At 72.8% G+C, this 22077-nt stretch carries 20 protein-coding genes and 1 pseudogene; 17 read left to right on the top strand and 4 right to left on the bottom strand.

Annotated features, from left to right (window positions below; translation table 11 throughout):
* The first annotated feature begins 26 nt into the window (after positions 1-26).
* The 4 genes from ACZ4VI_RS02230 (at position 27) to ACZ4VI_RS02215 (ending at position 4282) form a co-directional block, all read left to right on the top strand.
* A complete protein-coding gene (locus tag ACZ4VI_RS02230) occupies positions 27-905 on the top strand; it encodes an EamA family transporter (protein WP_467995802.1) in 879 nt (292 codons plus the stop codon).
* A 135-nt stretch (positions 906-1040) separates the two neighbouring features.
* Entirely contained in the window at positions 1041-2135 is a 1095-nt protein-coding gene (locus ACZ4VI_RS02225; RefSeq protein ID WP_467995801.1) for an ABC transporter substrate-binding protein, read from the top strand.
* A gap of 66 nt (positions 2136-2201) precedes the next feature.
* Entirely contained in the window at positions 2202-2984 is a 783-nt protein-coding gene (locus ACZ4VI_RS02220) for an ATP-binding cassette domain-containing protein (RefSeq protein WP_467995799.1), read from the top strand.
* Positions 2981-4282: a sugar ABC transporter permease gene (locus ACZ4VI_RS02215; protein WP_467995798.1), complete on the top strand. Its 1302-nt coding sequence runs from the start codon at positions 2981-2983 to the stop codon at positions 4280-4282. Before ACZ4VI_RS02220 ends, ACZ4VI_RS02215 begins: the two co-directional genes overlap by 4 nt.
* 6 nt (positions 4283-4288) lie before the next feature.
* On the opposite strand, the gene ACZ4VI_RS02210 is transcribed toward ACZ4VI_RS02215, so the two are convergent.
* The gene (locus ACZ4VI_RS02210; protein WP_467995796.1) at positions 4289-5200 is read right to left on the bottom strand and encodes an oxidoreductase; all 912 of its coding nucleotides are present in this window, start codon (positions 5198-5200) and stop codon (positions 4289-4291) included.
* Between the two features lie 40 nt (positions 5201-5240).
* Positions 5241-5834, bottom strand: coding sequence for a sigma-70 family RNA polymerase sigma factor (locus ACZ4VI_RS02205; RefSeq protein ID WP_467995795.1), 594 nt, complete (start codon positions 5832-5834; stop codon positions 5241-5243).
* A gap of 64 nt (positions 5835-5898) precedes the next feature.
* Between ACZ4VI_RS02205 and ACZ4VI_RS02200 the strand changes: the two genes are divergently transcribed.
* Both ACZ4VI_RS02200 and opcA read left to right on the top strand, forming a co-directional pair.
* Complete coding sequence (locus tag ACZ4VI_RS02200) at positions 5899-6741, top strand: alpha/beta fold hydrolase (RefSeq protein WP_467995793.1); 843 nt, start codon at positions 5899-5901, stop codon at positions 6739-6741.
* 137 nt (positions 6742-6878) lie between these two features.
* The gene (opcA, locus tag ACZ4VI_RS02195; protein ID WP_467995791.1) at positions 6879-7841 is read left to right on the top strand and encodes a glucose-6-phosphate dehydrogenase assembly protein OpcA; all 963 of its coding nucleotides are present in this window, start codon (positions 6879-6881) and stop codon (positions 7839-7841) included.
* Here the strand turns inward: opcA and ACZ4VI_RS02190 are convergent.
* A pseudogene (locus ACZ4VI_RS02190) lies at positions 7820-8997 on the bottom strand (4-hydroxybenzoate 3-monooxygenase). The gene opcA and the pseudogene ACZ4VI_RS02190 overlap by 22 nt on opposite strands.
* Before the next feature lie 155 nt (positions 8998-9152).
* On the opposite strand from ACZ4VI_RS02190, the gene ACZ4VI_RS02185 reads away from it, so the two are divergent.
* Positions 9153-11027, top strand: coding sequence for an IclR family transcriptional regulator domain-containing protein (locus tag ACZ4VI_RS02185; RefSeq protein WP_467995789.1), 1875 nt, complete (start codon positions 9153-9155; stop codon positions 11025-11027).
* A 20-nt stretch (positions 11028-11047) separates the two neighbouring features.
* Here ACZ4VI_RS02185 and ACZ4VI_RS02180 read toward each other — a convergent pair whose 3' ends face one another.
* Entirely contained in the window at positions 11048-11506 is a 459-nt protein-coding gene (locus ACZ4VI_RS02180) for a MarR family winged helix-turn-helix transcriptional regulator (RefSeq protein WP_467995788.1), read from the bottom strand.
* Positions 11507-11669: 163 nt separating this feature from the next.
* Here ACZ4VI_RS02180 and ACZ4VI_RS02175 point away from each other — a divergent pair, with 163 nt between their 5' ends.
* From ACZ4VI_RS02175 to ACZ4VI_RS02130, 10 genes are all read left to right on the top strand, one after another.
* Complete coding sequence (locus ACZ4VI_RS02175; protein WP_467995787.1) at positions 11670-12422, top strand: CoA transferase subunit A; 753 nt, start codon at positions 11670-11672, stop codon at positions 12420-12422.
* Positions 12419-13078: a CoA transferase subunit B gene (locus ACZ4VI_RS02170; RefSeq protein WP_467995786.1), complete on the top strand. Its 660-nt coding sequence runs from the start codon at positions 12419-12421 to the stop codon at positions 13076-13078. Before ACZ4VI_RS02175 ends, ACZ4VI_RS02170 begins: the two co-directional genes overlap by 4 nt.
* Positions 13079-13098: 20 nt before the next feature.
* Positions 13099-13869, top strand: coding sequence for a protocatechuate 3,4-dioxygenase subunit beta (gene pcaH, locus ACZ4VI_RS02165; RefSeq protein ID WP_467995784.1), 771 nt, complete (start codon positions 13099-13101; stop codon positions 13867-13869).
* A gap of 6 nt (positions 13870-13875) precedes the next feature.
* Positions 13876-14442, top strand: coding sequence for a protocatechuate 3,4-dioxygenase subunit alpha (pcaG, locus tag ACZ4VI_RS02160; protein ID WP_467995782.1), 567 nt, complete (start codon positions 13876-13878; stop codon positions 14440-14442).
* Positions 14439-15779, top strand: coding sequence for a 3-carboxy-cis,cis-muconate cycloisomerase (pcaB, locus tag ACZ4VI_RS02155; protein ID WP_467995780.1), 1341 nt, complete (start codon positions 14439-14441; stop codon positions 15777-15779). The genes pcaG and pcaB overlap by 4 nt, the downstream gene beginning before the upstream one ends.
* Before the next feature lie 112 nt (positions 15780-15891).
* Positions 15892-17055: a bifunctional 3-oxoadipate enol-lactonase/4-carboxymuconolactone decarboxylase PcaDC gene (gene pcaDC, locus ACZ4VI_RS02150; RefSeq protein WP_467995779.1), complete on the top strand. Its 1164-nt coding sequence runs from the start codon at positions 15892-15894 to the stop codon at positions 17053-17055.
* A gap of 182 nt (positions 17056-17237) precedes the next feature.
* Positions 17238-18611 (top strand): MFS transporter, encoded by a 1374-nt coding sequence (locus ACZ4VI_RS02145; protein WP_467995777.1) that lies wholly within the window; start codon positions 17238-17240, stop codon positions 18609-18611.
* A gap of 108 nt (positions 18612-18719) precedes the next feature.
* Positions 18720-19187, top strand: coding sequence for a type II 3-dehydroquinate dehydratase (aroQ, locus tag ACZ4VI_RS02140; RefSeq protein WP_467995776.1), 468 nt, complete (start codon positions 18720-18722; stop codon positions 19185-19187).
* Positions 19184-20044, top strand: coding sequence for a shikimate dehydrogenase (locus ACZ4VI_RS02135; protein WP_467995774.1), 861 nt, complete (start codon positions 19184-19186; stop codon positions 20042-20044). Before aroQ ends, ACZ4VI_RS02135 begins: the two co-directional genes overlap by 4 nt.
* A 153-nt stretch (positions 20045-20197) precedes the next feature.
* Positions 20198-22057 (top strand): bifunctional sugar phosphate isomerase/epimerase/4-hydroxyphenylpyruvate dioxygenase family protein, encoded by a 1860-nt coding sequence (locus tag ACZ4VI_RS02130; protein WP_467995772.1) that lies wholly within the window; start codon positions 20198-20200, stop codon positions 22055-22057.
* Positions 22058-22077: the final 20 nt, after the last annotated feature.

Below are 22077 nucleotides of genomic sequence, written 5' to 3'. Positions count from 1 at the left end.
GATCGCCGCCGACTGAGACTGCGGACATGACAAGTCCAGTCGCATCGAGGGTTCTCCTGACGGCGCTCGCTCCCGTGTCGTGGGGCACGTTCTACGTCGTCACCACCGAGCTTCTCCCGCCGGGGCACCCCCTGTTCGCGGGTCTCCTGCGCGCGTTGCCCGCCGGTCTGATCGCGCTGGCGATCGGCCGGACGCTGCCGCGCGGAGCGTGGTGGGGGAAGGCCGCTGCGCTCGGCGTGCTGAACATCGGGCTGCTCTTCCCGCTGCTGACCGTCGCGGCAGAGCGCCTGCCGGGAGGCGTGGCCGCCACGCTGGCGGCGGCCCAGCCGCTCGTCGTCGCGGGTCTGGCCGTGGCCGTCCTCGGCGAACGCCTGTCCGCCTGGCGGCTCGCCTGGGGGGTGACCGGCGTGGTCGGCGTCGGCCTGGTGGTGATCGGGCCGAACGCGGACTTCGACGTCGTCGGGGTCCTGGCGGGCCTCGGCAGCGCGGCCACGATGGCGCTCGGCGTGACGCTCACCAGGCGCTGGGGGCGACCGGCCGGGGCCGGTACCACCGCGTTCGCCGGGTGGCAACTCACGGCAGGGAGCCTGTTCCTGCTGCCGCTCACCTTCCTCGCCGAGGGGGCGCCTCCCGCCATCGGTCTGCCCGCGGCCCTCGGGTACCTCTGGCTCGGTCTGGTCGGCGGCCTGGTCGCCTTCGTCCTGTGGTTCCGCGGCCTCACCACGCTGCCCGTCACCTCCGTGGCCGTCCTCGTCCTGCTCTCGCCGCTGGTCGCCGCGGTTCTCGGCGCCGCCGTGCTCGGCCAGACACTGGGCCCTGTCCAGCTCGTGGGATTCGCGCTCTCCCTCGCCGCGATCGTCGCGGGCCAGCTTCCGGCACCGGCCCGCTCGCGGCCGCAGGCGTGACCATACGCAGGCGGAATGTTCACCCGCTTGCCGGTCCGTCAGTTGCGGCTAATGTCGTATTAAGGCCACATGTGCACCCTCTTGTCTCCTGCGTTCACCCGGTGGAGGGAAGGGGGCGTACGGAAGGAGCCCCCCATGACCCGAACATTGCGTGGCGCGATAGCCCTGGCCGGGGCCGCGGCCCTGTCCCTGGGCGCGGTGTCGATCAGCGGCGCGGCCCAGCCGGGCGCAGGTACCGCGGCGCAGGAGGAAGTCAAGATCGGCCTGCTGCTCCCCGAGAGCAAGACCACGCGCTACGAGAAGTTCGACCGGCCGTACATCGAGCAGAAGATCAAGGAGCTCGCTCCCGGCGCGCAGATCGACTACTACAACGCCGCCGAGAGCCCCACCACCCAGCAGCAGCAGGTCAACACCGCGCTCGCCAAGGGCGACAAGGTGCTGATCCTGGACGCCGTGGACTCCAAGTCGATCCAGTCCTCCGTGCAGAAGGCCCATGACGCGGGCGTCAAGGTCGTCGCGTACGACCGCCTCGCGCAGGGTCCCGTCGACGCCTACGTCTCGTACGACAACCGCAAGGTCGGCGAGTTGCAGGGCCAGGCACTCCTCGCGGCGCTCGGTGACAAGGCCAAGACCGGCCAGATCGTGATGCACAACGGCTCGCCCACCGACCCCAACGCCGCGGAGTTCAAGGCCGGTGCGCACTCCGTCCTCGACGGCAAGGTGAAGATCGGCAAGGAGTACGACACCCCGAACTGGGACCCCAACAACGCCAACCAGCAGATGTCGGGCGCGATCAGCGCACTGGGCAAGGACAACATCGTCGGCGTGTACTCCGCCAACGACGGTCTGGCCGCCGGCATCGCCACCGCCCTCAAGGCGGCTGGTATGAACGTGCCGTTGACGGGTCAGGACGCCCAACTCGACGCCATCCAGCGGATTCTCCTCGGCACCCAGACCATCACGGTCGAGAAGCCGTACAAGCCTGAGGCCGACATCGCCGCCACCATGGCCGTCAACCTCGCCGAGGGCAAGGAACTCCCCAAGTCCCTGACACCCACGACCGTCACCAGCGGCAGCGGCGACAAGGTCCCCGCGAACCTGCTGACCCCGATCGTGGTCCACAAGGGCAACATCAAGGACACGGTCGTCAAGGACGGTCTGTACACCGTCCAGGAGATCTGCACTCCCACCTATGCGGACGCCTGCAAGAAGGCGGGGCTTCAGTACTAGCCCGCCGCACCCTGAGTCGTACGTGAATCCGCAGCGGAACGGGGGCCGGGCAGGAGGCGGTTGAAGGTGCCGGAAACACCTGTGCTCACTCTGCGGGGGATCTCCAAGCGGTTCGGCGCCGTCCAGGCACTCTCGGAGTTCGACCTGGACGTCCACGCCGGCGAGGTCGTCGCCCTCGTCGGCGACAACGGCGCCGGCAAGTCGACCGCCGTCAAGGCGATCGCCGGGGTGAACCCGCCGGACGAGGGCGAGATCCTCTGGCAGGGCCGCCCGGTCACCATCCACCGGCCGCACGACGCCCAGAACCTCGGCATCGCCACCGTCTACCAGGACCTGGCGCTCTGCGACAACCTCGACGTCGTCGGCAACCTCTTCCTCGGCCGTGAGCTGAGACGCTGGGGCGTCCTCGACGAGGTCCGCATGGAGCAGCGCTCGCGCGAACTGCTCAACACGCTCTCCATCCGCATCCCCAGCGTCCGCATCCCCGTCGCCTCCCTCTCCGGCGGCCAGCGCCAGACCGTGGCGATCGCCCGCTCCCTGATCGGCGAACCGAAGGTCGTCATCCTGGACGAGCCCACCGCCGCGCTGGGCGTCGAGCAGACCGCCGAGGTCCTGGACCTCGTCGAGCGGCTCCGCGAGCAGAACCTCGGCACCATCCTGATCAGCCACAACATGGTGGACGTGATGGCGGTCGCGGACCGGATCGCCGTCCTGCGCCTCGGCCGGAACAACGGCTTCTTCGACAAACGCGCCACCACCACCGAGGAGATCATCTCCGCCATCACCGGGGCCACCGAGAGCGCCGTCACCCGCCGCCTGGCCCGCAAGCGCGAGGAGGGCGAGCGATGAGGCGCGACCGAGGCCGCCACGACCCCTCCGTTCCGGAACCCGGCGACGCCAACACCCAGGAACCGGCCCATGACGCCGTGCCCGCCGTCGACACCCGGCTGATCGTCCGGGAGGAGGGCTTCAAGGGATACCTCGGGGAGTTCAAGCGCAAGCTGCGCAGCGGTGAACTGGGCTCGCTGCCCGTCGTCGTCGCCGTGATCATCATCTGGACGGTCTTCGGCACCCTGGACAGCGCGTTCCTCTCGGCGCAGAACCTCTCCGACCTCAGCCAGCAGATCGTCGGCACGGGGATGATCGCCATCGGCATCGTCTTCGTCCTGCTGCTCGGCGAGATCGACCTCTCCGTCGGCTCGGTCAGCGGCCTGTGCGCCGCACTCTTCGCCGTACTCAACGTCCTGAACGGGATGAACCAGTGGCTGGCGCTCCTCGTCGCCATCGCGGGCGGAGCCGCCGTCGGCCTCATCCAGGGCTTCTTCTTCGCCAAGGTCGGCGTGCCCGCGTTCGTCGTCACCCTGGCGGGCAACCTCGCCTGGAACGGCCTCATGCTCCAGGTGCTCGGCACCAGCGGCACGGTCAACATCCCCAGCGAGAGCGTGGTCTCCGAGCTCTACTCGACGATCTTCCACAGCCCGGCCGCCGCCTATGTGACGGCCGCCGTCGGCGTCGGTCTCTTCCTGGCGTCCTCGCTCCTCGACGCGAGGCGCCGCCAGCGGGCGAGGGTGCCGTTCCGGCCGATCGCCGAGATCGTGATCCGTACGGTCGTCATCGCCGCGATCGCCTTCGTCGCCGCCTACATCCTCAACCAGTACCAGGGGCTGCCGCTGGCGCTCCTGATCTTCCTGATCCTGCTGGTCATCGTGGACTTCGTGCTGCGCCGCAGCTCGTACGGGCGGCAGATCTTCGCCGTCGGCGGCAATATCGAGGGCGCGCGCCGGGCCGGCATCAGCGTGCCGTTCGTCCGGATGACCGTGTTCTCGATCGCCGGCACCATGGCGGCGGTCGGCGGCATCTTCCTGGCCGGGCAGATCCAGTCCGCGAGCCAGACCTCGGGCGGCGGCAACCTGCTGATGAACGTCATCGCCGCCGCCGTCATCGGCGGCACCAGCCTGTTCGGCGGGCGCGGCTCGGTCTGGTCCGCGCTGCTCGGCGCGCTGGTGATCGGGTCGATCCAGTCGGGCATGAACATCATGGGCGTCAGCAACGCCGTCCAGTTCATGATCACCGGAGCGGTCCTGCTCGCCGCCGTCGTCGTCGACTCGCTGTCCCGCCGCAGCCAGAAGGCCGCCGGGCGCGCCTGACACCTCCTATGCGGCGCTACGGTGCAGGGCGTCCAGGGTTGCCAGTTCGTCCTCCGTGAGGCGCAGCGCGCCGGCGGCGACGTTGGCGGCCAGATGGTCCGGGTCGCCGGTGCCGGGGATCGCGAGCACGTGCGGACCCCGGTGCAGCGTCCACGCGATGCGTACCTGCGCGGGGCTCACTCCGTGCGCTGTGGCGACGGCGAGCACCTCGTCGTCCGCGCCGCTCTTCGCACCGGCCTGGCCCCCCGTGCCGGCGATCGCGTAGAACGGCACGTACGCGATGCCCTGCTCGCCGCAGTCGCGGACGAACGCGTCGTGGTCGGGGCGTACCCCGATGCCGTACCGGTTCTGTACGCAGACCACCGGAGCGATCGCCCGCGCCTCGGCCACGTGGTGGGGCTCGACGTTGGAGAGGCCCAGGTGGCGGATGAGCCCGGCCTCGCGCAGCTCGGCGAGCGCCCCGAAACGCTCGGCGATCGAGTCGGTGCCGAGGACGCGCAGGTTCACCACGTCGAGGTGGTCGCGGCCGAGCTGGCGCAGATTCTCCTCGACCTGCCCGCGCAGCGCCTCCGGGGTGCGGGCGTGCTCGGCCCACCGCCCCGACGCGTCCCGGCACGGACCCACCTTGGTGGCGATGACCAGGTCGTCGGCGTACGGCGCCAGGGCGCGGTTGATCAGCTCGTTGGCGGAACGCAGGGGCGAGAAGTAGAACGCGGCGGTGTCGATGTGGTTCACCCCGAGCTCGACCGCCCGGCGCAGCACGGCTATCGCCTGGTCCCGGTCCCGGGGTACGGCGTCCTCGATCAGGGCTTCTCCGGTCTGCGGCAGGCGCATCGTGCCGAAGCCGATCCGGTTGACGGTGAGGTCGCCGAGCGTCCAGGTGCCGGAGGCGGCGGTGGTGATCGTTTCCGTGGTCATGCCGAGGATGATCTCCCGGAGACCGCTCCGAGCGCCAGGCTCAGCGGGCTCTCCGGAGCCGTTCGTATTGGACCTGGCGGGCGAGACCGCGCCGTACCGAGGCGGTGGCCTGGGCGGGCACGGTGCTCTGAGTCGGGATGTCGAGACCGCGGCTGATCTCGTCGTACGCGGCCCGGAAGGCGGCGGGGAACCGCTCCCGGTGCGTCCTGAGGTCGTCCTCGACGAGGCGCCGCAGCTCGTCGACGGTCCGGGGCGTGAAGCGCTTCCTGCCCCGCGCGAACGCGTGGACGTACGGCGTGCAGCGGGCGGTCTCGCGGGTCTCCTCGCAGGATTCGGAGATCGCCTCGGCGAGGCCCCACAGGCGTCCTTCGAGCCACGGGACGTCGGTCTGCTGGAGGGAGAGCGCCGTCGGCACCTCCGGTTCGGCCGCCCGGAACTTCGTGACCTGCTTGGAGACGGCAGGCTGACTCATCCCGGTGAGGCGGGCGATGTGCTCCTGTGTCCAGCCGTAGCCGGTGAACACCTTGATCATCTCGGCGCGCAGCCGCCGCATCTCCTCGCCCGCCCGGATGACCTCGTTCATGGCGGCGAGCATGCGCGCCGCCTGTTCCTCGGTGATCTCCTCGCCTGCCATGACTCGGTTATACCTCGCCATAACCTGGTTGTACTACTCGGTTATGGCTGGCAGCATCAGGCCCATGCCCACCTACTTCGCAGCAGCAGACGGAACCCGGCTGGCCCATCGCACGGAGGGCCGTACGAAGGGAGCCGGAGACCCGGTCGTCTGCATCCCCGGAGGCCCCACCGACTCCCGCTACCTCGGCGACCTCGGTGGCCTCTCCGCATACCGCGGGCTGGTCCTCCCGGACCCGCGCGGCACGGGGGACTCCGCCGTCCCCGAGGATCCGGCCTCCTACCGCTGCGACCGCCTCGCCGACGACGTCGAGGCCCTGCGCGCGCACCTCGGTCTCGACCGCATCGACCTGCTCGGCCACTCCGGCGGCGCCAACATCGCCGTCACGTACGCCGCCCGGTACCCGCGGCGTGTCCGCAGGCTCGCCCTGATCACCCCGGGTCCGGCGGCCGTCGGTGTCACGGTCACCGGCGAGACGCGGCGCGGGGCGGCGCTGCTGCGGAAGGACGAGCCGTGGTTCCCGGACGCGTTCGCCGCCCTGGAGGACCTCATCGAGGGCCGGGGCGGCGACCGGGACGCCATCGCCCCCTTCTTCTGGGGCCGTTGGGACAGCGAGGCGCGGCGGTACGACGTGGAGGCGCGGCCGGGCAACACGGCGGCCGTCGCAGGCTTCGGCGCGGAGGGCGCCTTCGACCCGGAGACCACGCGCGCCGCGCTGGCCGCCCTCCAGGCCCCCGTCCTGCTGCTCGCCGGGGAGTTCGACCTGAACAGCCCGCCCGGACCGATGGCCGAGTTCGCCGCGCTCTTTCCCGACGCCTCGTTCGTCGTGCAGCCGGGGGCCGGCCACTATCCGTGGGTCGACGGACCCGAGGCGTTCGCCGCCACGGTCGGGGCCTTCCTCTCGTGACGGTGCGCGCCGTCCGCCCGCCCCGGTCGCGGCCCCCGGCGCAGGGTCCGCCGGGTGGGGCGGGAACGTCGCGGCACGCGTAGGCTCGTGGCGAAGCCGCAGCGATCGCACGCGACGGAGGGAACGGGGCGCGGGGCATGAAGATCGATCTCACGGACACCACATCCAGCAAGATCAACAAGGCGATCGTCCAAGGCCGCCGGGCCGTCGGCACGCCCGCCGTCGGCATGGTCCTCACCCTCGTGATCGTCACCGACGAGGAGAACACCTACGACGCGCTGAAGGCCGCCAACGACGCCGCCCGCGAACATCCGTCCCGCACACTCGTCGTCATCAAGCGCCACGCCCTCTCGCCCCGGCGGCGCCACGAGACCCGCCTCGACGCGGAGGTGCGTGTCGGCTCCGACGCGGGCGCGGGGGAGACCGTGCTGCTGAGGATGTACGGCGAACTCGCCGCCCGCGCCGACTCCGTGGTCCTCCCGCTGCTGCTGCCCGACGCCCCCGTCGTCCTCTGGTGGCCGGTCGACGCCCCCGACGTCCCGTCCAAGGACCCGCTCGGCGCACTCGCCCAGCGCCGCATCACCGACGCGTACGCCGTCGAGGACCCCCTCGCCGCGCTCGCCGACCGCGCCGCCTCCTACGCCCCCGGTGACACCGACCTCGCCTGGACCCGGCTCACCCCGTGGCGCTCGATGCTCGCGGCCGCCCTCGACCAGGCCCGTACGACCGTCGTCTCGGCCGCGGTGGAGAGCGAGGCGGACAACCCCAGCGCCGAACTGCTGGCCCGCTGGTTCGAGGACCGGCTGCGGGTCCCGGTCGAGCGGGTCGTCACGGACGGACCGGTCGTCACCGCCGTACGCCTGGGCACCCCCGACGGCGAGATCCGCATCGACCGGCCCGAGGGCCCGGTCGCCAGGCTGTCCATCCCCGGTCAGCCCAGCCGCGTCCTCGCCCTGAAGGTCCGTACGACGGCCGAGCTGATCGCCGAGGAGCTGCGCAGGCTCGACCCCGACGAGGTGTACGCCTCGGCACTGCGGACTGCGGTGACCCCGGCCGGCGCCGTAGCCGAGGTCCGGGCTCAGAGTGGCAACCCCACGTAGTTCTGGGCCAGTTCGGCGGCGGCGTGCGGAGAGGTCGCGGTCCGCTCCAGCTGGGACAGCTGCAACCGGGTGTCGAAGCCCGACTGTGCGGGATCGACGTGCAGCGTCGTCGTCATGACGTACGAGAAGTGCTCGGCCCGCCACACCCGGCGCAGGCACGTGTCGGAGTACGCGTCGAGCAGCTCCGTCGAGCCCGTCGCCGCCCGGTGGGCCAACGCCCGCGCCAGGACGATCACGTCGGCGGCGGCGAGGTTGAGCCCCTTCGCGCCCGTCGGCGGAACGATGTGCGCCGCGTCCCCGGCGAGGAACAGCCGCCCGTACCGCATCGGCTCCGTCACCGAACTCCGCATCGGCAGAACCGACTTCTGGGTGACCGCGCCCCGCGTGAGCCGCCACTCGGGCGTGTCCCCGAGCGCGAAGCGGACGTCGAGCTCGTCCCAGACGCGTTCGTCGGACCAGTCGGCCGGGTCGGTGCCGTTCTCCACCTGGAGGTAGAGCCGGCTCACGGCGGGCGAGCGCATGCTGGCCAGCGCGAAGCCCCGCTCCGAGTGGGCGTAGATCAACTCCTCGTACACGGGCGGGGCTTCGGCGAGGATGCCCAGCCAGGAGTACGGATACGTCCGCTCGTACGTCGTCCGCTCGCCCTCCGGGACGGCGGTGCGCGCGACCCCGTGGAAGCCGTCGCAACCGACCACGTAGTCGCAGGTCAGGGTCTGCTCGCGGCCTTCGTGGGTGTAGCGGATCAGCGGTCGGTCCGTGTGGACGCCTTCCACCGACCGCACCTCGGCGCCGAACAACAGCGGTCCGCCGTCGGCGAGCTGAAGGGCTATCAGATCTTTCACCACCTCGGTCTGGGCGTAGACCCAGACGCGGCGTCCTCCGGTGAGGGAGGGGAAGTCGACCCGGTGGGCCCGTCCGTCGAAGCGCAGCTCGATCCCGTCGTGGGGCAGCCCCTCGGCGTCAAGCCGCGCACCCGGCCGGCGGCGCGCAGGGCGTCGACGGTGGCCTGCTCCAGGATTCCGGCGCGCTGCCGCTGCTCGACGTAGGCGCGGTCGCGGGACTCCAGGACCACGCAGTCGATGCCGGCGTTGTGCAGCAGACGGGCGAGCAGCAGCCCGGAGGGGCCGCCGCCGACGATCCCGACGGTGGTGTGCATCTGGCCTCCATGTTCGTATAGTGAAGGAAACTTCACCAAAGAGTGGGCCGAGTCTGCGGCCGCCGCGCCCGGCTGTCAACGGCCCGCGTGGACGCGGCGGCTCCGCGCTGCCGTCCGTCCTCTACGGTGTCCCCGAGATCCGCCAGGGAGAGTCCATGCCGCCGACCGAGACCGCGCCGCCGCACGAGGCTGTCGCGCCGCAGGAGGCCGTCGCGCCGCTGATGCGCGGGCTCATGGTGCTGCGCCGGCTCACCGACGCCGACGGGGCCCTCAGCCTCAGCGAGCTGGAGCGCACCACCGGTCTGCCCCGCTCCACCGTCGACCGGGTGACCGGCACGCTCGCCCGCATGGGATACGTACGCCTCGACGGCCGCGACGTCTTCCTCGCCCCGCCGCTGATGGAGCTGGGCAACGCCTACCTGGCCGCGCTGGGCCTCCCGGCGCTGCTCGGCCGCCCCGCCGACGCGCTCGCCGACGAACTCGACGAGTCGGTGTCCCTCGCGGTCGCCGACGGCGACGGCATCCGCTTCGTCCACCAGGCCACGCGTCGACGGGCCATGTCGTTGAGCTTCCGCATCGGTGATCTGCTGCCCGCCGAACGGACCGCCCCGGGAGCGCTGTTCGCCGCCCACTGGGCGGAGCCGGAGTGGGCGCGCTGGCGGGCGCGCCGGGCCGCCGACCCCCGTAACGCCGGCTTCCCCGCCGTACCGGCCGGCGCCGGGCCGGACGAGGCGGAGTTCGCGGCGCGCGCGGCGCGGGCGGGGGAGCGCGGCTGGGCCCTGGACGACCAGCTCATCGAGCCCGGCCTGGTCGCCCTCGCCCTGCCGGTACGGGACGCCGAGGGCGCGGTCGCCTGCGTGGCGAGCGTGGTGAGCCACACCAGCCGCCACACCGCCGAGTCCCTGTGCGAGGCGATGCTGCCGCGCCTGCGGGCCGCGGTCGCGGACTGGGAGGAGCTGCTGAAGCGGCACGCCCGCGAGGCTGAGGCGCGGGGCAAGGCGCCGCGGCGCGGCGCCGCCCGGCAGCACGAGCAGACCGACCCGCAGGGCCCGGACCTGTACCCCCCGCAGGCGGGCCCGCAGCCCGCCGCGCCCGACTCGCCCCGGCCCGACTCGGCAGGGCCCGGCACCGCACCGGCCCCCGGGCCGACCGGGTCCGGTGCCGCCTCCGCCCCCGGTCCGATCGGCCCCGGGGCCCCCGCGCCCGGCGGGCTCGCTGGGTGGACTCGTGCGTCGAAGCAGGAGCTCGGGCGGGGGTTCGTCGAGTCGCTCGCGCGGGGGCTCACCGTTCTCACCGCCTTCGGCGAGGGGCGCGCCGCGCTGCCGCTGACCGCCGTCGCCGAGGCCACCGGGCTCGCCCGCGCCACCGCCCGGCGCGCCCTGATCACCCTGGAGCACCTGGGATACGTCGCTGCGGAGGGCCGGCTCTTCCGGCTCACCCCGCAGGTCCTCGCGCTCGGCTTCCCGTATCTCTCCCGGATGCCGCTCCCGCAGATCGCCTCGCCCCACTTGGCCGAACTCTCCCGGCGCGTCCACGACTCGGCCTCCCTCGCCGTGCTCGCCGGCCATGACATCCGCTACACCGCCCGGGTCGCCACCCGCCGGATCATGAGCGTCCATATCACCGTCGGCACGCGCTTCCCGGCCCACGCCACCTCCATGGGCCGAGTGATGCTCGCCGGTCTGGAGCCCGACGCGCGCGCCGCGTGGCTGGCGGAGATCGAGCCGCAGGCCCTCACCCCGTACACCGTCACCTCGGGCGCCGAGCTCGCCGCCCTCCTGGAGCGCGTACGGGAGCAGGGGTACGCCCTCGTCGACGAGGAGCTGGAGCAGGGCCTGCGCTCGATCGCCGTACCGGTGCGCGACCGCACGGGCGCGGTCGTGGCAGCCGTCAACGTGGCCATGCACAGCAGCCGCCGCACCGTCGAGGAGTGCGTCGGCGAGGTCCTGCCCGAGCTGCGCGCCACGGTCGCCCGCATCGAGGACGACCTGCGCACGGCGGGCAGGTTCGCCCACGTACCGGAGGTCTGACCGGCCCCGCCCCCCCCGGGTCAGGACGCGAGCGGTTCCGCCGGGTCGCGCAGGCGTTCCGCCGCGTCCGAGACCCGCAGCAGCAGGCTCATGAACTGCGTCTGCTCCTCGGGCGACAGCGGGGCGAGGAAGACCTGGTTCATCCGCGCCGTCCGCACGGTCAGCCTGCGGTGCGTCCGCTGCCCCTCCTCCGTCAGCCGCAGCAGGAAGCGCCGGCCGTCCTCCGGATCGCGCACCTTGTCGAGCAGACCGCGGCGGGTGAGCCGGCTGACGACCTCGGCGATGGTGGAGCGGTCCAGGCCCACGCGCTCACCCACGGTCCGCTGATCGAGTCCCGGCTCGGCGGTCAGGGCGTTCAGGACGCCGAACTGCGGGGAGGTGATCTCCTCCGAGACCATCGTGGTCCACAGCAGGTGGTGCGCCTGCTGGAGCCGCCGGGCCAGGTGCCCGGGATGGGTGGTCAGATCCACCGCGGCCATCGAGTGCCTCCCGTGTCGCGTACGAGTTCGTCGGTGCACTGAACGATACGCGCCCGCCTCCGGGAGCCGCCCAGGGAGGGTATTGACGGTCGCCGGGACCAGTGTCAGCATGACCGCGTTGCATCCGATGCTCAGTACACTGACTAATTTGGAGGCTTCTCGTATGGACAAGGTGGTCCCCACCGCCGTCGAGGCGGTGGCCGACGTCGGGGACGGGGCCTCGCTCGCCGTGGGCGGCTTCGGCCTCAGCGGTGTGCCGAACGTGCTGATCGACGCGGTCCACCGGCGCGGTGCCGGCGGCCTGCGCGTCGTGTCGAACAACTGCGGGGCCATGGACTCCGGCCTCGCCGTCCTGCTGTCCGCCGGCCGGATCGCCCGCGTCACGGGCTCGTACATCGGCGCCAACAAGGAGTTCGCCCGGCAGTACCTGGCGGGCGAACTGGAGGTCGAACTGATCCCCCAAGGCACGCTCGCCGAACGGCTGCGGGCCGGCGGCTGCGGCATCCCCGCCTTCTACACCCCCGCCGGTGTGGGCACCCAGGTCGCCGACGGAGGTCTGCCATGGCGTTACGACGGCGAGGGCGGCGTCGCCCTCGCCTCGCCACCGAAGGAGGTACGGGAGTTCGACGGCGTCGCGTACGTCCTGGAGCGCGGCATCCGCACCGACTTCGCTCTCGTCCGCGCCGCACGCGGGGACCGCCACGGGAACCTGGTCTTCAACAAGTCGGCGCGGAACTTCAACCCCCTCGCGGCGATGGCCGGGAAGGTCACGATCGCCGAGGTCGAGGAGCTGGTCGAACCGGGCGAGATCGATCCCGACGCCGTGCACGTACCCGGCATCTTCGTCCAGCGGGTCGTGGCGCTCACGCCCGAACAGGCCGCGGACAAGGGGATAGAGAAGAGGACCACGCGATGAGCTGGACCCGTGAGCAGATGGCCGCCCGCGCCGCGCGTGAGTTGACGGACGGTCAGTACGTCAACCTGGGCATCGGACTTCCGACCCTGATCCCCAATCACCTCCCGGAGGGGGTGGAGGTGATCCTGGAATCGGAGAACGGCATCCTCGGCACCGGCCCGTACCCCACCGAGGACGAGGTCGACCCGGACCTGATCAACGCGGGCAAGGAGACCGTCACCGTCCTGCCCGGGGCCTCCTACTTCGACTCCGCGCTCTCCTTCGGGATGATCCGAGGCGGCCACATCGACGTCGCCGTGCTCGGCGCCATGCAGGTCTCCGCCCGCGGGGACCTCGCCAACTGGGCCGTACCGGGCAAGCTCATCACGGGCATCGGCGGCGCCATGGACCTCGTCCACGGTGCCCGGACCGTCATCGTCGTGATGACCCACACCGCCAAGGACGGCACCCCGAAGATCGTCGAGGAGTGCACCCTGCCGCTGACCGGCCGGGGCTGCGTCGACCGGATCGTCACCGACCTCGGCGTCCTCGACGTCACCGACGACGGCCTTGTCCTTATCGAGACCGCCCCCGGCGTCGACGCCGCCGACGTCCTCGCCAGGACGGCCGCGAAGGTCCGTTGCGCCGCCGATGTCCCCTCCGCTGACACGCTCTGACACACACCCCGGGATCCCACATGGCCCTCACCCAGTCGGACATCGACACCGAGATCGACGACCTTCAGAACGCCTACGACAAGGAGCTGGCCGCCGGAGCCACGCCCCGCAGCCACCCGGCCCGCGACTACGCCCCGTATCGCAGCTCCCTGCTCCGCCACCCCCACCAGCCGCTCGTGGCCGTCGACGGCGGCGACCCCGAGACCGTGGAGCTCTCCGGTCCCGTCTTCGGCCCCACCGACATCACCGAGATCGACAACGACCTCACCCGGCAGCACGCGGGCGAGCCCCTAGGCGAGCGGATCACCGTCTCCGGCCGGCTCCTCGACCGCGCGGGCCGCCCCGTGCGCGGCCAGCTCATCGAGCTGTGGCAGGCCAACGCCTCCGGCCGGTACGCCCATCTGCGCGACCAGCACCCCGCCCCGCTCGACCCGAACTTCACCGGCGTCGGCCGCACCCTCACCGACGACCAGGGCCGCTACACCTTCACGACGATCAAGCCGGGCGCCTACCCGTGGCGCAACCACACCAACGCCTGGCGCCCGGCCCACATCCACTTCTCCGTCTTCGGTACGGCCTTCACGCAGCGGCTCGTGACGCAGATGTACTTCCCGGGCGACCCGCTCTTCGCGTACGACCCGATCCTGCGCTCGGTCACCGACCGGGCGGCCCGCGACCGGCTCGTCGCCCGCTACGAACACGCCCTGTCGCAGCCGGAGTTCTCGCTCGGCTACGCCTGGGACATCGTGCTCGACGGCCCCTCCGCCACCTGGATCGAAGAAGGACGCTGACCCGCGATGACACTTCTCCCGACCCCCTCCCACACCGTCGGCCCGTTCTACGGCTACGCCCTGCCCTTCCCCGGCGGGGACCGGATCGCGCCCGAAGGCCATCCCGACCGGATCGTGCTGCACGGCCACGTGTACGACGGCGAGGGCGCCCCCGTCCCCGACGCGCTCCTCGACTTCTGGCAGGCCGCCCCCGACGGCTCCCTCACGGGCGCACCCGGGTCGATGCGCCGCGACCCCGTCACCGGCGGCCATCTCGGGCGCAGCGCAACCGACTTCACCGGCTTCGGCCGCGTCGCCACGGACGCCGACGGCCACTACGCGCTGGCCACGCTGCCGCCCGGCAACGCCGGCCTGCCGTACATCAGCGTCTGCGTTTTCGCCCGCGGGCTGCTGCACCACCTCTTCACCCGGGCGTATCTGCGGGACGGCGCCGACCCGCTGCTCGACGCGCTGCCGGCCGAGCGCCGGGCCACGCTGGTGGCCGCGCCCGACGAGCACGCCGCGCCCCGCACGTACCGCTTCGACATCCGCCTCCAGGGCGAGGGCGAGACCGTCTTCCTGGAGTTCACATGACCCCGGACAGCACCGACGCCGGCCTCCTCGCGCCGGGGCGCGCGGGCTCGCCGGCCGAGAACGCGACCGGCGACACCGCCTTCCTCCGGGCGCTGCTCGACGCGGAGGCGGCCCTCACCCGCGCCCAGGCCGCCGTCGGGCAGGCACCGGCCGAGGCCGCCGCCGCGGTCACGGCCGCCGCGGACACCGCCCGCTTCGACGCGCGTGATCTCGCCCTGCGGGCCCGCGCGGGCGGCAACCCCGTCATTCCGCTGGTCGCGGACCTCACGGCCGCCGTGCCGGGGAAGTGGCGGCCGTACGTCCACCGCGGCGCGACGAGCCAGGACATCATGGACACTGCGGCGATGCTGGTCGCGCGCCGCACGCTCGACCTGGTCCTGGGCGACCTCGACCGTACGGAGCGCGCCCTCGCCGCGCTGGCCGCCGCCCACCGGGACACGGTCATGCCCGGCCGCACCCTCACCCAGCACGCCGTGCCGACCACCTTCGGCCTCAAGGCGGCCGGCTGGCGCGCGCTCGTCCTGGACGCGCGCGACCGTCTCCGTACGGTACGGGACTCCCTGCCCGCCCAACTCGGCGGCGCCGCCGGGACCTTGGCCGCCTTCGACGCGTACGGCGAAGGCGCGGCCGGGTGCGCCGTCCGACTCGTGGCCGCCTATGCGCGGGAGACCGGCCTCGCGGAGCCCGCGCTGCCCTGGCACACCCTGCGCACGCCGATCGCCGACCTCGCGGGAGCCCTCGCGTTCACCGGGGGAGCCCTCGGGAAGGCCGCCGTCGACGTCCTCACGCTCTCCCGCACCGAGATCGCGGAGGTCGCGGAAGGCGCGGGCGGCGGCTCCTCCGCCATGCCGCACAAGGCGAACCCCGTGCGCGCCACGCTCGTCGCCGCGGCTGCGCGCCGTGCCCCGTACCTCGCCGCCACGCTGTACGCCTCACTGGCCGCCGAGGACGAGCGCCCGGCCGGCGCCTGGCACGCCGAGTGGGAGCCGCTGCGCGAGCTGCTCCGGCTCGTCGGCGGCGCCGCCCGTGACGCCGCCGAACTGGCCGAAGGGCTACGGGTCCACGCCGACGTCATGCGCGAACACCTCGATCTCACCGGCGGGTTGATCGTCTCCGAGCACCTTTCCATCGCGCTCGCCCCGCTCCTCGGCCGCGCCCGGGCGAAGGAACTCCTCGCCGAACTCGCCCGGCGCACCCGCGCCGAGGGGCGCGGCCTTCCCGAACTCCTCGCTGACACAGACGAATTGAAGGGCATCGACCTCGACGGACTCACCGACCCCACCCGCTGCACCGGCTCCGCCGGAGCCCTGACCGACCGCGCCCTGGAGCGACCGTGAACGCCACCATCCCGCCGCCGTACGCAGGACCGCACCACCGCGACGAGGGTGCCGACCCCACCCGCTGCACCGGCTCCGCCCGAGCCCTGACCGACCGCGCCCTGGAGCGACCGTGAACGCCACCACCCCGCCGCCCTACGGAGCAGGACTGCACCACCGCGCCGAGGGGCCGGCCACCGGGCCCGTGCTGATCCTCGGCCCCTCGCTCGGCACCTCCACCGCCCTCTGGGACGCGGTCGCGCCCGAACTCTCGGCCACCCACCGCGTCGTCCGCTGGGACCTGCCCGGCCACGGCGGCTCCCCGGCCTCCCTCATCGGCCCCGGAGCGACCGTGGCGGACCTGGCCGATCTCGTCCTCGCACTCGCCGACCGGCTCGGCGTCGACCGCTTCTCGTACGCGGGTGTCTCGCTCGGCGGTGCCGTCGGCCTCCATCTCGCCGCGTACCACCCCGAGCGGGTGGGGCGGCTCGCGGTCCTGTGCTCCTCCGCCCACTTCGGCCCGCCCGCGCCCTGGGAGGAACGGGCCGCGACGGTCCGGCGCGAGGGGCTCGCCGCACTCGCGGAGACCGCCGACGCCCGCTGGTTCACCCCCGGTTTCACCGTCCCGGAGCTCGTCGACGACCACCGCAGGGCCCACCCCGACGCGTACGCCGCCTGCTGCGACGCGCTCGCCGCCTTCGACCTGCGGGACCGGCTCCCGTCGATCACCGCGCCCACGCTCCTCGTCGCAGGCCGTGAGGACCCGGCGACCCCGCCCGCCCATCTGCGGGAGATCGCGGACGCCGTCCCCGGCGCCACGCTCACCGAGATCGCGGGCGCCTCGCATCTGGCGCCGGCCGAACGGCCCGCGGCCGTCCTGGCCGCACTGCGCGGCCACTTCACAGAGGGCGGCGCGAAGCCGGGCATGGCGGTGCGCCGCCAGGTGCTCGGCGATGCGCACGTGGACCGCGCCCAGGCACGCCAGACGGACTTCACGGCCCGGTTCCAGGACTTCATCTCCCGCTACGCCTGGGGCGAGATCTGGACCGACCCCACCCTGACGCGGCGCGAGCGGAGCCTGGTCACCCTCACGGCGCTGGTGGCCCACGGTCATCTCGACGAGCTGGCGATGCATGTCCGCGCAGCCCGCCGCAACGGCCTCACGCCCGACGAGATCGGGGCCGTCCTGCTCCAGGCCGCCGTCTACTGCGGCGTCCCGGCCGCCAACGCGGCCTTCGCCGTGGCCCAGCGCGCCCTTGATGACGACGAGATGCCTGATGACGACGAGATGTCTTGACAGGGCCGGAGGGTCGGGGGAGCATCACACCCACGTTAATTAACTATCTAGTGCGTTAACTGCACGTGTCCGGTGTGCGCGCCTCGTCCGCCACCTGCTCCGGCGCCCTCCCTCGCGCCGATCCCCGTCCCTCCCGCAGCCCGTACCTGCCCCGGGTACGCTGCTCACTCCGAGGAGTTCACGTGTCCGTTCCCCCGCAGGCCGACCTGGCGCCCGCCGGTCCACCCCAGGGCAAGCCCCGCAAGGCCGCCTTCGCCGCCTGGATCGGCAGCGCGCTCGAGTACTACGACTTCTTCATCTACGGAAGCGCCGCGGCCCTCGTCTTCCCCAAGGTCTTCTTCGACCCCTCCGACCCGGCCACCGCCACCCTCGTCTCGCTCGCGACCTTCGGTGTCGCCTACGCGGCCCGCCCCGTCGGGGCGCTCGTCCTCGGACACATCGGCGACCGGGTCGGCCGCCGGACGATCATGGTGTGGACGCTCGTGCTCATGGGCCTGTCCACGTTCCTCATCGGCTGCCTGCCGACGTACTCGCAGGCCGGTGTCCTCGCGCCCGCCCTGCTCGTCCTGATGCGCGTGTGCCAGGGCCTGTCGGCGGCCGGCGAGCAGGCCAGCGCCAACGCGATGACGCTGGAACACGCGCCCGAACACCGGCGCGGCTACTACACCAGCTTCACCCTCAACGGCACCCAGGCGGGCCAGATCCTCGCCACCCTCGTCTTCATCCCGGTCGCCGCGCTCCCCGACGAGCAGCTCTACAGCTGGGGCTGGCGCGTCCCGTTCCTGCTGAGCGTCGTCGTCGCCGTCGTCGGCTACGTCATCCGCCGCACGCTCGACGAGACCCCCGTCTTCCAGCAGGCGACCGCCGAGCGCGACGTGGCCCGGATGCCGCTCGCGGAGCTGCTCGGGAACCACTGGGCGGACGTCCTGCGGGTGGTCGCGGCGGCGCTGGTCGCCACCGTCAGCACGATCTTCTCCGTCTGGGCCCTGACGTACGCGACGAGCGACGCCGTCGGGTTCGACAAGACGAGCATGCTCTGGGTCAACGGCTGCGCGAACGGTGTCGCGCTGCTGGCCATCCCGCTGTGGGCCCGGCTGTCCGACCGGATCGGCCGCAAGCCCGTCTTCCTCGTCGGTTCGCTCGGCAGCGGGGTCATGGTCTTCGTCTACCTCTGGGCGATCTCCACCGGCAGCTATCCGCTCGTCTTCGCGACCGGACTGCTCTTCTTCGGTGTCGTCTACAGCGCGGCCAACGGCATCTGGCCCTCCTTCTACGGCGAGATGTTCCCGGCCAGGGTCCGGCTCTCCGGTATGGCCGTGGGCACCCAGATCGGCTTCGCCGTGGCCGGGTTCGCGGTCACCTTCGCGGCGCAGATCGCGGGCCCGGGCGGGGACGACTGGAAGGGTGTCGCCCTCTTCACCGCGGTCTTCTGCGTCATCTGCTCGATCGCCGTGGCCACCGGCCGTGAGACGCACCGCGTCCCCACCGCGGACCTCGGGCTGCGCCCGCAGGCCGGAACCGCCGCGGTTCCGGCGCGCGAGTCCGCTGCTCTCTGAGCCCTCCCGGCTTCCGCGACACCACGCCCGGGCCCCTCGGCGGCCTTCCCCGAGGGGCCCTGCGCGCGATTTCCTTAACTAACCAGTTCGTACAATGAGGAGTTCGTCATGGAGACCCCAGCGACCCCCGTCCTCGTCCTCAACGGGCCCAACCTCAACCTCCTGGGCCTGCGCGAGCCCGCGATCTACGGCACGGACACGCTCGACACGATCGAGCGGCTCTGCCACGACACCGGCGAGCGCCTCGGTCTGCGCGTCGACTTCCGCCAGTCCAACCACGAGGGCGTTCTCATCGACGCCGTCCAGGAGGCGCGCACCGCCCACCGCGGCATCGTCGTCAACCCCGCCGGCTACGGCCACACCTCCGTCGCCCTGCGCGACGCCCTCGCCGCCGTGGCCGCCGTCGGACTGCCCGTCGTCGAGGTGCACCTGTCGAACATCCACCGCCGCGAGCCGTTCCGGCACCACAGTTACGTCTCCGGTGTCGCCGACGCCGTGATCTGCGGCGCCGGCGCCCACGGCTACGCCCTCGCGCTGACCCACCTCGCCCAGCTCACCCAGGGAACCGCCCGATGACCTCGTACCTCACCGGCCTGATCGGCTCCGGCATCGGCCCCTCCCTCAGCCCTGCCCTCCACGAGGCCGAGGCCGACCGGCACGGCGTGCGCCTCGTCTACCGCACCCTCGACATCGACACCCTCGACGTCGAACCCCACGACGTCGGCGACCTGGTCCACGCCGCCCGGCTCCTCGGCTTCGACGGGCTGAACATCACCCACCCCTGCAAGCAGCTCGTGATCGAGCACCTGGACGAACTCGCCCCCGAGGCCGCCGAACTCGGCGCCGTGAACACCGTCGTCTTCCGCGCCGGGCGCGCCGTCGGCCACAACACCGACGTCACGGGATTCGCCCAGTCCTTCGCCCGCGGACTCCCCGACGCCCCCACCCGGGAGGTCGTCCAGCTCGGCGCGGGCGGGGCCGGCGCCGCCGTGGCGCACGCCCTGCTCACCCTCGGCGCCGACCGCCTCACCGTCCTGGACACCGATCCGGCCCGCGCCGCGGGCCTCGCCGACGCCCTCAACGCCCGCTTCGGCCCCGGCCGTGCCGCGTCCGCGACGGCGAGCGAGGCGGCGGACCGGCTCGCGGGCGCCGACGGGCTCGTCCACGCCACCCCCACCGGCATGGCCGCCCACCCCGGACTCCCCGTCCCCGCCGAGCTGCTCCGCCCGGACCTGTGGGTGGCCGAGGTCGTCTACCGCCCGCTGGAGACCGGGCTGCTCCGCGCGGCCCGCGCCGCCGGCTGCCGCACCCTCGACGGCGGCGGCATGGCCGTCTTCCAGGCCGCCGACGCCTTCCGGCTCTTCACCGGCCTCGCCCCGCACACCGACCACATGCTCGCCCACCTGGCCGCCCTCGCCACCACCCCAGCCTGAGCCGCCACCCGCCCGGCCCCGGGCCGCCGCTGGCTTTGAGCCGCCACCCGCCAGGCCCGAGCCGCTACCCCGGCCCTGAGCCGTACCCGCCCTGCCTCAGCCACCACCACCACGCCTCAGTCGCCACCACCCCGGCCTCAACGGAGGAACTCCGTGAATCACCCGACGCCCTTGATCCGCTTCCGCAAGTCCATCGCCACCGTCTCCCTCAGCGGGCCCCTCTCCGAGAAGCTCACCGCCATCGCCGCGGCCGGCTTCGACGGCGTGGAGATCTTCGAGAACGATCTGCTCGCCGGCCCCCTCAGCCCCGAGGAGATCCGGCTGCGCTGCGCCGACCTGGGCCTGCGCATCGAGCTCTACCAGCCGTTCCGCGACTTCGAGGCCGTCCCGGCCGAGCGGCTCGCGCACAACCTCCGGCGCGCCGAGTACAAGTTCGCCCTCATGGAACGCCTCGGCGCCGACCTCCTCCTCGTCTGCTCCAGCGTCGACCCCGACGCGGCCGACGACGACGCGCTCGCCGCCGCGCATCTGCGCCTCCTCGCCGAGCGCGCCGACGCCCACGGCATCCGCATCGCCTACGAGGCGCTGGCGTGGGGCCGCCACATCCACACGTACGACCACGCCTGGCGCGTGGTCGAGCTGGCCGACCACCCGGCCCTCGGCACCTGCCTCGACAGCTTCCACATCCTGTCCCGGGGCTCCGACCCCGCGGGCATCGCCGGCATCCCCGGCGAGAAGATCTTCTTCCTCCAGCTCGCCGACGCGCCCCTGATGGGGATGGACGTCCTGCAGTGGAGCCGCCACCACCGCTGCTTCCCCGGTCAGGGCGGACTGGACGTCGCAGGCCTCGTGTCCGCGGCCGTGCGCGCCGGATACCAGGGGCCGCTGTCCCTGGAGGTGTTCAACGACGTCTTCCGGCAGGCCGGCGCGGCCTCCACCGCCGTCGATGCGCTGCGCTCCCTGCTCCTCCTGGAGGAGCAGGCCGGTCTCACCGCCCCGCCCGCCCCGGCCGTGCCGTCCGGCTTCGCCTTCGCCGAACTGGCCGCCACCGACACCGAACCGCTGCGCGGCCTGCTCGGCGCGCTCGGCTTCACCCGTACCGGCCGGCACACCTCCAAGCCCGTCGAACTGTGGCGGCAGGGAGACGCCAGGATCCTGCTCAACACCGGTACGGGCGGCGGCCGGCAGGGCCCGGAGCTGACCGCCGTCGGAGTCGAGACCCCGGACCCCGCCCGGTCCGTACGCCGTGCGGAGGCCATGCTCGCCCCGGTAGTCCCGCGCCGCCGCGCGCCGGGGGAAGCGCCGCTTGACGCGGTCGCCGCGCCCGACGCCACCGAGCTGTTCTTCTGCCGCACCGACACGCCCGACCACCCCTCCTGGACCACCGACTTCACCCGCGACGTCACCCGCGACGCCACCGGGGACCCCGACCCCACCGGCGTACCGACGCCAGACGCCGATCCCGCCGGGATCCGCCGCATCGACCACATCGCGCTCACCCAGCCCTGGCACCAGTTCGACGAGGCCTCGCTGTTCTGGACGAGCGTGCCGGGGCTCGCGGCCGACGACAGCGTCGACCTCGCCGACCCGTACGGCCTGCGGCGCAGCCGGGCCGTGGCCGGGCCTGACGGCGGCGTACGTATCGTGCTCAACGTCGCCCCCGCGCCGGGCGCCGACCGCGCCCCCGTCCAGCACATCGCGCTCGCCACCGACGACCTCGTCACCACCGCCCGCCGGATCCGCGACCGGGGCGCGCGTCTGCTGCCGATCCCCGCCAACTACTACGACGACCTCGACGCCCGCCACGCCCTGGACTCCGACACCCTCGCCGCCTACGCCGAGCTCGGCATCCTCTACGACCGGGACGCACAGGGGGAGTTCCTCCACTGCTACACCGTCACCGTCGGCCGCGTCTTCTTCGAACTCGTCCAGCGCATCGGCGGCTACCGGGGGTACGGAGCCCAGAACGCCCCCGTCCGCCTGGCCGCCCAGCTCGCACGGACGCACGGCTGACCCCGGGGAGCCCGCGGCTA

Source organism: Streptomyces sp. NPDC029169 (genome assembly GCF_055563935.1).
Note: the sequence above shows the minus strand (reverse complement) of the source record. Positions and strands in the feature narration are given on the sequence as shown.

Excerpts from the sequence above, each read along its gene's own strand:
- pcaG (WP_467995782.1), top strand. The coding sequence starts at position 13,876 with ATGACACTTCTCCCGACCCCCTCCCACACCGTCGGCCCGTTCTACGGC.
- ACZ4VI_RS02225 (WP_467995801.1), top strand. The coding sequence starts at position 1,041 with ATGACCCGAACATTGCGTGGCGCGATAGCCCTGGCCGGGGCCGCGGCC.
- pcaB (WP_467995780.1), top strand. The coding sequence starts at position 14,439 with ATGACCCCGGACAGCACCGACGCCGGCCTCCTCGCGCCGGGGCGCGCG.
- aroQ (WP_467995776.1), top strand. The coding sequence starts at position 18,720 with ATGGAGACCCCAGCGACCCCCGTCCTCGTCCTCAACGGGCCCAACCTC.
- ACZ4VI_RS02205 (WP_467995795.1), bottom strand. The coding sequence starts at position 5,834 with ATGGCAGGCGAGGAGATCACCGAGGAACAGGCGGCGCGCATGCTCGCC.
- opcA (WP_467995791.1), top strand. The coding sequence starts at position 6,879 with ATGAAGATCGATCTCACGGACACCACATCCAGCAAGATCAACAAGGCG.
- ACZ4VI_RS02200 (WP_467995793.1), top strand. The coding sequence starts at position 5,899 with ATGCCCACCTACTTCGCAGCAGCAGACGGAACCCGGCTGGCCCATCGC.
- ACZ4VI_RS02180 (WP_467995788.1), bottom strand. The coding sequence starts at position 11,506 with ATGGCCGCGGTGGATCTGACCACCCATCCCGGGCACCTGGCCCGGCGG.
- ACZ4VI_RS02215 (WP_467995798.1), top strand. The coding sequence starts at position 2,981 with ATGAGGCGCGACCGAGGCCGCCACGACCCCTCCGTTCCGGAACCCGGC.
- ACZ4VI_RS02210 (WP_467995796.1), bottom strand. The coding sequence starts at position 5,200 with ATGACCACGGAAACGATCACCACCGCCGCCTCCGGCACCTGGACGCTC.
- ACZ4VI_RS02230 (WP_467995802.1), top strand. The coding sequence starts at position 27 with ATGACAAGTCCAGTCGCATCGAGGGTTCTCCTGACGGCGCTCGCTCCC.
- ACZ4VI_RS02135 (WP_467995774.1), top strand. The coding sequence starts at position 19,184 with ATGACCTCGTACCTCACCGGCCTGATCGGCTCCGGCATCGGCCCCTCC.
- pcaH (WP_467995784.1), top strand. The coding sequence starts at position 13,099 with ATGGCCCTCACCCAGTCGGACATCGACACCGAGATCGACGACCTTCAG.
- ACZ4VI_RS02170 (WP_467995786.1), top strand. The coding sequence starts at position 12,419 with ATGAGCTGGACCCGTGAGCAGATGGCCGCCCGCGCCGCGCGTGAGTTG.
- ACZ4VI_RS02185 (WP_467995789.1), top strand. The coding sequence starts at position 9,153 with ATGCCGCCGACCGAGACCGCGCCGCCGCACGAGGCTGTCGCGCCGCAG.
- ACZ4VI_RS02175 (WP_467995787.1), top strand. The coding sequence starts at position 11,670 with ATGGACAAGGTGGTCCCCACCGCCGTCGAGGCGGTGGCCGACGTCGGG.